Source organism: Cobetia sp., assembly GCF_983723665.1.
Genome location: NZ_CFDJES010000026.1, coordinates 11506 through 13085 on the forward strand (window position 1 = coordinate 11506; position 1580 = coordinate 13085).

General features: G+C 63.4%; 1 protein-coding gene. It reads right to left on the minus strand.

Annotated features, from left to right (window positions below):
• On the minus strand, positions 1 to 1397 hold a 1397-nt coding region (locus AC4FAH_RS04530; RefSeq protein ID WP_490245702.1), incomplete at its 3' end, for an acyl-CoA dehydrogenase family protein.
• Between the last annotated feature and the right edge of the window lie 183 nt (positions 1398 to 1580).

Sequence of the window (1580 nt, forward strand, 5' to 3'; positions counted from 1 at the left end):
TTGCGGTAGAGCTTGCGCCCGACCAGATCCATCGCCTGAATGCCGTTGGTGCCTTCGTAGATCATCGCGATGCGTGCATCGCGCACGTACTGCTCGGCGCCCCACTCCACGCAGTAGCCATTGCCACCATAGAGCTGCTGCGCCATGACGGTGGCATCGAAGCCACGGTCGGTCAGCAGCGCCTTGGCGATCGGCGTCATGAATTGCACCAGCGCATCCGCGTCGGCCTTCACCGCGTCATCGGCGTGATATTTGACGCGGTCCAGCTGCTGGCCCACGAAGACGGCAAAGGCGCGCCCGGTCTCGTTCCAGACGCGCACCTCAAGCGCCATGCGGCGCACGTCAGGATGCACCAGAATCGGGTCGGCCGGCTTGTCGGGCGCCTTGGCGCCTGTCGGTGCCCGGCTCTGCAGACGCTCGGCGGCGAAATCCATCGCGCTCTGATAGGCCACCTCGCCCAGCCCCAGCCCCTGCAGACCGATGGAAAGACGCTCGTAGTTCATCATGGTGAACATCGCCGCCAGCCCCTGATGCGGCTCGCCGATCAGCACGCCTTCGGCACCGTCGAAGTTCATCACGCAGGTCGCGCTGCCCTTGATGCCCATCTTGTGTTCGATGGAGCCACAGCTGACCGCATTCGGTGCCGTCGGCTGGCCATCGGCATCAAGCAGGTGCTTGGAGACCAGAAACAGCGAGATGCCGCGCGTGCCCGGCGGCGCATCCGGCAGCTTGGCGAGCACCAGATGCACGATGTTGTCGACCATGTCGTGCTCGCCGCCGGTGATCCAGATCTTGGTGCCGGTGAGGCGATAGCGCGGCAGCCCCAGCAGCGGGTCATCGCCCTCGAGGGGTTCGGCACGGGTGCGAATCAGGCCAAGATCCGTGCCGCAATGCGGTTCGGTCAGACACATGGTGCCCAGCCAGTCGCCGGCATACATGCGCGGCAGAAACACCTGCTTGACGGACTCCGGCGCATGGCTGTCCACCGCCAGACAGGCGCCGGCATTCAGTGCCGGATAGAGCGCGAAACTGGTATTGGTGGCGTAGAGCATCTCTTCAAAGGCCACGGTGAGCATCTTGGGCATGCCCTGACCACCGTATTCAGGATTGCCGCCCAGCCCCATCCAGCCGCCTTCGGCGAGCACCCGATAGGCCTCCTTGAAGCCCTTGGGCGTCGTGACGTGGCCATTCTCGAAACGCGCACCCTCGGCGTCACCGCTCAGGTTGAGCGGCAGCAGCTCGGCCTGGGTCACGCGCGCACCTTCCTCGAGAATCGCCTCGGCCAGCTCGACATTCACCTCTTCGGTGGCTGCCATGCCCGCCCATTCCTGCTCGGCGGCGAACACCTCATCGAGAATGAAGCGTGCATCCTTGAGTGGTGCCTGATACTTGGCCATATCACTGTCCTCACTGACTCATGTGCTTAGGGCTTTCGCGAAAGATTTGCCTCTCACCCCGTGATGAACGACGGGCTTCGCTCAGCAGAATTCAAACGATTGCTTGAAACAATAGGCGCAATCAGATGCCACGTCATCTCGACCTTGGCCCAAGAGCCGCCCAGCCATGCGCCAGCACGATGA